Here is a 7,389-nt window from a genome sequence, read left to right as displayed (position 1 = left end):
GTGGGTGAGGGTCGCCGCCGTCGAGGGGGGGGGGGGGGGGGGCGCCGCCCCCCCCCCCCCCCGACCGGATCACAACAGGCCCGGCACCTGCTGACCGACGGCCGCGCGAACCTCGTCCGGGAGCTGCGACCAGTCGTCGGCGGTGTCCAGGTCGACAGCGGTGCCGGGCCGGTGCACCACCGTCGCCTCCAGCCCGTGCGCCTCGGCCTCCGTCACGTGCGCGGCGAGCGAACCGACCCCGAACCGGAACCGGAAGCCGGAGGCCTCGGAGGCGAGGAGCAGGAGGTTGGTCCCGGACCGGTAGCGGTCCGTCGCGATCACCACCGGCGCGTCCTCGGCGAGAAGGGCCGCGACATCCTCCGGGGTGAGGGCGGGCAGGTCGGCGTGCGCCACGAGCAGCGGACCGGAACCGCGCGCCGCGAGCGCCTCCCGTGCCTGCTCGAGCGCCCCGTTCAGCCCTGGCCGGTCGGCGGTCTGCTCCAGCACCTCTACCGCGAGCCCCGCCAGCGTCTCGCGCGTGAAGTCCGGGTCGGCGGTCACCACGACCACCCGCCCGATCCCGTCGGACGCGAGCAGCGTCGTCACGACGTGCCGGGCGAGCACCCGGACGAGCCGCCGCCGTGAGTCGCCGTCGAGCACGGCGGCCAGCCGCGACTTGCCGGAGACGCCGTCGCGGAGCGGCACCACCGCCGTCGTGTCCCGAACGGACCGCCGGATGCCGGTCACACCAGTGCCAGCAGCTCGCGAGCCAGGCGCTCGCGGCCGGGTGGGCCACCCATGACGGTGTCGGTGACGTGCACGGCCAGGCCGAGGTCGGCGACGGGGCCGGCGAGGTCCGCGTCCCGCTCGTCGATGACCATGACGTCGACGAGGTCCGCGTAGATCCGGGCCACGCCGAGTGCCGAGACCTCGTGGCCGAGCGTCTCCAGGATCTGGGCGGCCGGGCCCTTGATCGCCTGTCCGCCCACTATGGGGCTCACCGCAGCGCGGCGGCCGGGCGCTGTGGCCAGCGCCTCACGGACCCCCCGCACCGCGAGCAGCGGCTCGATCGACAGGAACGGGTTCGACGGCGCGAGCACCACCAGGTCGGCAGCCAGCGCGTCGAGCACGCCGGGGGCCGGGCGGGCGGCGTCGGCCCCCTCGAAGTGCAGGCCGAGGACGGCGTCGGCGTGCTGCCTGCCCACGAAGTACTCCTGGAACCCGAGCCGGCCCGACGGGGTGTCGACGAGCGTGGCGAGGTGGTCGTCGGTGACGGGCACGATCCGCGGCCCGACACCCGTCGCGGCGGCGAGGTGCGCGGTGACCGCCGACAGCGGCTCGCCGCGGCGCAGGCGCTGGGTGCGGACGATGTGGGTGGCCAGGTCGCGGTCGCCGAGCGTGAACCAGGTGTCCTCACCGAGGTCCTTGAGCGCCGACAGCGTCGCGTACGACTCGCCGCGCAGCCCCCAGCCGCGGTCCTCGTCGTTCAGCCCGGCGAGGGTGTATACGACGGTGTCGATGTCGGGGGAGATGGCGAGGCCGTGGAGCTCGGTGTCGTCGCCGACGTTCACGACGACGGTGAGGGCCTGTGGCGAGCTGCCGGCCTGGGCTGTTGTGCTGACGGGGGCCGCGCCGAGCGCGAGATCGAGGCCGTGCGCGAGCCGCGCACCACCGACCCCGCCCGCGAGAAGGGTGACGTTCACACGTCGAGCCTACGTGTGGGGGCAGACTGGGTACATGGCTGTCTTCGCGTTCTCCGTCGCCCCCATGACCGCTGGCGAGTCCGTCGCCGACCAGGTCGCCGAAGCCGTTCGCATCGTGCGGGAGTCCGGCCTCCCGAACCGGACCACGTCGATGTTCACCGAGATAGAAGGCTCGTGGGACGAGGTGATGCCGGTGATCCAGCGTGCCACCGACGCGGTGGGCCGCGGCGGGCACCGGGTGTCGCTCGTGATCAAGGCCGACATCCGCCCCGGCGTCGCCGGCGGGCAGATCGACAGCAAGATCGCCCGCGTCGAGGAGCGGCTCGCGGCCGACCAGTCGGAGGCCGGGCACTCCTGATTCCTGTGGTCCGGTGCACCAACCCCGCATGAACATTTGTCAGGAGTTATTGACAAGGACCGGCTTTCCGGGACCCTTGTGCCTATGACTCTGACAGACGTTGACGTCAACAGACGGAGCTTTCTGCGCGGTGCGGCCTTCGGCGTCGGCGCGCTCGCCGTGGGGCCGGCCGCCGTCGTCCTGCCCTCGGCGCAGGCGGCTACCGCACCGGCGGCTACCGCCCCGGCGACGGCGACAGGCAGTGCTGCCTGGACGCCGTTCGTCGACTGGTACACCTCGAACGTCCCGGCCAACGGCACCGCCGACACCAACGCCGTCGTCCAGGCACTGTCCGGGATGTCGGACCTGTGGCGGACCGGTGGTGAGTGGAACACCGGGTTCGCCCTGTCCCCGAGGGTGCTGCAGGACAACGTCCGGTACGTCGCCGACGTGACGCGGCGCCGTACCGCCGAGGAAGCGAAGCAGTCCTTCGTCTACGACCGCAGGCACCAGAGCTACTCGGTCATCGCCGGTCTCGGCCCGTTCGCCGAGGCGTACCGGGCGGGTGCGCTCGCCGTCACCTCGATCACCACCGCCCCCGACGGGACCCCGCCCACCACCGTCAGCGACGCGGTGCCCGCAGGCGCGCCGGTGGGGTCCGCGATCGGTGCGGGCTCGGAGACCTCCGAGCTCGGCGAGATCGTCCGGCTCGTGAACACGGTGCGCGGCACGTTCTCCTCCGGCAACCCCGCCAAGATGGCCTTCCAGTACCCGCGCCCGTGGCGGATGACGGACCGGAGCACCGTCGTGGACACGGGCCGGGTCGACGACCTCGGCTACCCGGTCTACGAGTCCCGCGTGGTGGTCGCGCCGCAGCTCCTCCGACAGCGCAGCACCGATCCGGCGTCGGACGGCGGCTTCCCCAGCGGCCACACCAACGCGGCCTGGCTGGCCGCGTTCGCCTTCGCGTACGCGGTCCCCGAGCGGTTCTCCGAGCTGATGGTCATGGCGGCGGTGCTCGGCGACAGCCGGATCACCGCAGGCATGCACTCGCCGGTGGACGTCATGGGCGGACGGGTCATGGCTACGGCGCTGGCCGCCGCGATCCTCGCCGATCCGGTCAACGCCGAGCTGAAGGCCGCCGCCCGCGCGCGGGCCGTCGAGTACTTCACGGCCGTCACCGGTACCAGCGACCTGTACACCGCGGCCCACACCGGTCCGGACGAGTACGGCGACCGGGCCGCGAACCAGAAGCAGATCCGTTCGTCGCTGACCTACGTCCTGCGCCGCCAGGGCGGGTACTCCACCGACCTCGACGTGCCGAAGGGGGCGGAGGTCCTGCTCGAGACGCGCTTCCCGTACCTGACCCCGGACCAGGTGCGCGACGTGCTGCGCACCACAGCCCTGCCCTCCGGCTACCCGATCCTGGACGGGCCGGAGCAGTGGGGGCGCCTCAACCTGTTCGCCGCCGCCGACGGGTACGCCCGGTTCGACCGGACGGTCACCGCCGAGCTCGACACGGCGCAGGGCGGCCTGGCCGCGCAGGACACCTGGCGCAACGACATCGACGGCCGCGGCGGCCTGGTCAAGACCGGCACGGGCGTCCTCACGCTCGCCGGCCGCAACTCCTACCGCGGCGGCACGGTGGTCCGGGGCGGCACCCTGGTGGCGGGTTCGGCCGACAGCCTGGGCCGCGGCGCGGTAACCTTCGAGCAGGGGACGACCCTGCGCTCCAGCCTCGCGACGACCGTCGAGGTGCGGGGTGGTGTCGAGATCGCCCCCGGTACGACGCTCGAGCTGACCGGCGACGGAAGCCGGCAGGGCGGCCGCCACACCGTCCTGCGTGCGTTCCGGGTGGCCGGCAGATTCGCGCAGGTGCTGGTCGACGGCCGTCCGGCACGCGCGTCCTACCTGGGCGGCAGCATCGTCGTCCAGCTCTGACGCCGACCCGGCGGCGCCGTCCTACACCCCGCCCAGGACGGCGCCGCCGACGCCGGGGACGCACCGCGTTCGTGATAACTGTCACGACACCTTCACCGGCGTGTTTCCGGTCTCTTGCCCCCGGCCTTTAGGCTAAGGCGGACCAATGCCGCAGGACCCCGGGAGATCACGAGATGCCACTGTTCGAGGTCGATACCCAGCGGCCCCTCCTCGTGACGTCCGCGAACGGCGTGAACGGTTCGGAACCAGGACTCAAGACCACCGCCAACCAGGTGGTCGACTCGCACATCGACGGGCTCCTCGGTGAAGAAGTGTTCCCGATCGCGCAGGGCTCCGGCCCGGATGAGCCGCACCTGCTCGCGCTCGACGCGTCGGGCTCGCCGGTCGTCGTCGAGCTGGTCGCGGACCTCGACCGCGAGAACCTCGCCAAGGCCCTCGACCACGCCGGCGCCGCCGGCCGGCTGACGCGGTCCGACCTCGCGGCGCGCTACAGCGGCGGCGCGAGCTCCTTCCAGCACGACGTCGCGGCGTTCTACGACAGCGTGCCCATCACCCGCACGCAGGCGGGCAAGAACAGCGGAAACGGCGCGCGGCTCATCATCATCTGCCAGAACGCGCCCGACGAGATCCTGAACGCCGTCGACTTCCTGCGCCAGCCCACGATGCCCGTCGAGGTGCTGAAGATGGGCGTCGTGAACTCGAACGACGGACGCAAGTTCCTCGACGTCTCGCCGCTCGTGGTGCACCTCCCGCCGGGCCTGCCCGCGCCCAAGTCCGCGCCGATCGGTGGGGCCATCACCAGCTCGCTGGACAGCTCGGTCAGCAGCTCCATGGACACGGGTGTCACCGGCGGGGTCGCCGGTGGGTCCTCCGCACCCAAGGACGCGTTCGAGGAGGGCGTCAAGGTCGGCTACGCGCTCACGGGCAAGATGCCGGTCGTCGCCCAGGCGCCGCAGTCCCGCGCCGAGCGCGCAACGCGCCAGACACCCGTCCGCGCGGACAACCCGACGCCGCTCGCCGACAACCCGGTCGCCGGCCCGACCAACGCGGCGACCGGGCTCCGGTCGAGCCTCCGCGGAGGTGCCACGCGGGGCAGCACACCCGAACGCGCCGCGGCCGGCGGCAAGTCCGAGCGAGTGGCCGGCACCCGTGCCGGCCGCCGCGCACAGGCCGCCGCCACCTCGTCCGAGACCACGCCGCCGTCCACCAGCGCTACCGGCGCCGGCAGCGCACCGAGCGCACCGGTCTCCTCCGTGCGCCCGGGCGCCGAGTCGCGTCCGACGCCGAGCGCCCCGCCGCGGCTCGCAGCCAGCCGTTCCTCGCTCGGCGAGGTCTCCGTCCCGCCACCGGCCGAGCCGGCCGCGCCCGCCGCTGAACCGACGCCGTCCGTGCGTCGCCGCTCGCGCACCGACCGGTTCACGGCGTCCGCCCAGCCCGACGAGTCGACGACGGTCTATCCGCCGTCGAACCCCACGCCGTCCGCCGGACCGACCTACCCCCAGCCGCCCGTTCCGCAGCCGCCGTCGGCCGACGAGAACCTGTGGCAGCCGGGGTCGTACGACAGCGCTCCCGCCTACCCTGCCACGGGCTCGAATGAGCCCGCCGACTTCGACATCACCCAGCCCCGCTATTCCCAGGAGCCCGGCTACAGCGCGGAGTCGAGCTTCGCCCCCGCCTACGACTACACACCCGAGCCGGCCGCCGGCTACGGCGACCAGAGCGGCTACGCCTACGGCCAGCAGCCCGGGTACGAGGCGCCCTACTCCGACGGCGGGGCCCCGGTGGTCACCGAGCGGAGCCCGTGGGAGTCCGGCGGCTACCTGGCCGGCCCCGACGACGGCTACGGGCAGACGGCGTTCGCGGCGGACCCCTACCCGTCGAGCGCCCCCGAAGCCCCGACCAGGCCCGTGCCGCCGGGCGAGAGCATCCGGGCCAGCACCCCGATGCTGTTCGAGGAGGAGGACGACCCCGACCTGGAGGCGCTCGCCCGCAGCATCGGCACCCCCACGCGCATCGTGTGGTCGCGCCCGCGCCGCAACCAGCACTTCGAGGCGCTGCTCCTGCCGGACGGCGCCATCGAGCTGGCCAACGGTGCTCGCTACCGCCACCCGGACTCGGCCGCCACGGCCGCGTCGGGCTCGTACACCGCCGACGGGTGGAGCGTGTGGCGCATCGGCGACACCGGCCCCACGCTGGTCGAGGAGTTCTCCCGCCGGTTCGCCTGAGCCGGGTCCCGCCGGTCGAGCTTGTCGAGACCTCAGGCCGACGCGCGCACGACGAGCTCTGGCACGAACGTCTCGGAGCCGCCCGCCGCCGCGCCGTCGTCCGGCTCCTGGGCCTGCCGGAGGGCGGCCAGCAGCAGCCGCGCCATGGCCTCCGCCATGTCCTCGACGGGCTGACGCACCGTCGTCAGCGGCGGGTGTGCCTGGGCGGCGACGCTTGAGTCGTCGAAGCCGACGACCGCGACGTCGCGCGGTACGTCCCGGCCGGCGGTGGACAGCGCCGTCGACACGCCGTCGGCCATGAGGTCGTTCGCGGCGAAGACGCCGTCGACGTCCGGCCTGGCCGTCAGCAGGGTCCGGGCCGCTGCCTCGCCGCCCGGGCGGGTGAAGTCGGCGGTGACCACCTCGGGTGCGGGCAGCCCGGCCTCCCGCACCCCGTCCAGGAACCCCTGGAGCCGCGCATGCCCGAACGGCGCGTCGGACGGCCCGGCGACGACGGCGAGCCGGGTGCGCCCGGATCGGATGAGGTGCTCGGCGGCGAGGCGGCCCCCCGCGGCCTGGTTCAGGTCGACCCAGGCGACGCCCGGCAGGGTCGTGCGGGTCGACAGCACCAGCGGCACGGCGAGCGCGGCCAGCCGGGCGGGCAGCGGGTCCGCGGAGCTGGACGTGATGAGCAGCACGCCGTCCACGTGCCCCTGCCGTACGTACCGCACGACCTGGTCGTGCGCTGGCGGGTCGGCGGGGATGATCGCGAGGTGGATGTCGCGCGGGCGCAGCACCGTCTGCGCGCCGGCGGTCACCCGCCCCACGTACGGGTCGGTGAAGAGGCGTTCCAGGAACGGCAGCGGGGAGCGCTGTTCCGGCGGCTCCGACACCACGAGCGCCACCGACCCGGTGCGCCGCGTCACGAGCGACCGGGCGGCGAGATTGGGCACGTAGCCGGTCTCCTCGATCGCCCGGCGCACGATCTCGACGATCTCCAGGTCGACGGTGGGCACCTCGTTGATCACCCGCGACACGGTCGCGCGCGACACCCCGGCGACGGAGGCGACGGCTTCGAGAGTGGGCCGCCCGGACCGCTGCATCTGCATCCCGCCAGTTATACCCCCTCGTTGAGTGCTGGGTATTTGTGGGTCTGCGGGCACGAGACCCACAAGCATCGCCCGCTCCGAGCTTCCCGGCCTGGATGCCCGCATCGGTTTCCTGG

General features: G+C 73.7%; 6 protein-coding genes. 3 read left to right on the top strand and 3 right to left on the bottom strand.

What is annotated here, in order from left to right; translation table 11 throughout:
- Positions 1-69: 69 nt before the first annotated feature.
- Positions 70-726, bottom strand: a complete 657-nt coding sequence (cofC, locus tag ACFWE2_RS23645) for a 2-phospho-L-lactate guanylyltransferase (RefSeq protein ID WP_377226654.1) — start codon at positions 724-726, stop codon at positions 70-72.
- Complete coding sequence (gene cofD / locus ACFWE2_RS23640) at positions 723-1,682, bottom strand: 2-phospho-L-lactate transferase (RefSeq protein ID WP_377226653.1); 960 nt, start codon at positions 1,680-1,682, stop codon at positions 723-725. Before cofD ends, cofC begins: the two co-directional genes overlap by 4 nt.
- Positions 1,683-1,716: 34 nt before the next feature.
- Here cofD and ACFWE2_RS23635 point away from each other — a divergent pair, with 34 nt between their 5' ends.
- The 3 genes from ACFWE2_RS23635 to ACFWE2_RS23625 all read left to right on the top strand — a co-directional run bounded on the left by ACFWE2_RS23635 (position 1,717) and on the right by ACFWE2_RS23625 (position 6,185).
- Entirely contained in the window at positions 1,717-2,040 is a 324-nt protein-coding gene (locus tag ACFWE2_RS23635) for an MTH1187 family thiamine-binding protein (RefSeq protein WP_377226652.1), read from the top strand.
- Positions 2,041-2,124: 84 nt separating this feature from the next.
- Complete coding sequence (locus tag ACFWE2_RS23630; protein WP_377226651.1) at positions 2,125-3,960, top strand: phosphatase PAP2 family protein; 1,836 nt, start codon at positions 2,125-2,127, stop codon at positions 3,958-3,960.
- A gap of 173 nt (positions 3,961-4,133) precedes the next feature.
- Positions 4,134-6,185: a hypothetical protein gene (locus tag ACFWE2_RS23625; RefSeq protein WP_377226650.1), complete on the top strand. Its 2,052-nt coding sequence runs from the start codon at positions 4,134-4,136 to the stop codon at positions 6,183-6,185.
- A 32-nt stretch (positions 6,186-6,217) separates the two neighbouring features.
- Here ACFWE2_RS23625 and ACFWE2_RS23620 read toward each other — a convergent pair whose 3' ends face one another.
- Positions 6,218-7,273, bottom strand: a complete 1,056-nt coding sequence (locus ACFWE2_RS23620; protein WP_377226649.1) for a LacI family DNA-binding transcriptional regulator — start codon at positions 7,271-7,273, stop codon at positions 6,218-6,220.
- Between the last annotated feature and the right edge of the window lie 116 nt (positions 7,274-7,389).

This window comes from Promicromonospora sp. NPDC060271 (genome assembly GCF_042726755.1).
GTDB lineage: Bacteria > Actinomycetota > Actinomycetes > Actinomycetales > Cellulomonadaceae > Promicromonospora.
The sequence above is the reverse complement of the archived record's forward strand: the minus strand, read 5'-3'. Positions and strand labels throughout refer to the sequence as shown.

Coding starts and splice junctions, on each gene's coding strand:
- ACFWE2_RS23635 (WP_377226652.1), top strand. CDS start 1,717: ATGGCTGTCTTCGCGTTCTCCGTCGCCCCCATGACCGCTGGCGAGTCC.
- ACFWE2_RS23630 (WP_377226651.1), top strand. CDS start 2,125: ATGACTCTGACAGACGTTGACGTCAACAGACGGAGCTTTCTGCGCGGT.
- ACFWE2_RS23625 (WP_377226650.1), top strand. CDS start 4,134: ATGCCACTGTTCGAGGTCGATACCCAGCGGCCCCTCCTCGTGACGTCC.
- ACFWE2_RS23620 (WP_377226649.1), bottom strand. CDS start 7,273: ATGCAGATGCAGCGGTCCGGGCGGCCCACTCTCGAAGCCGTCGCCTCC.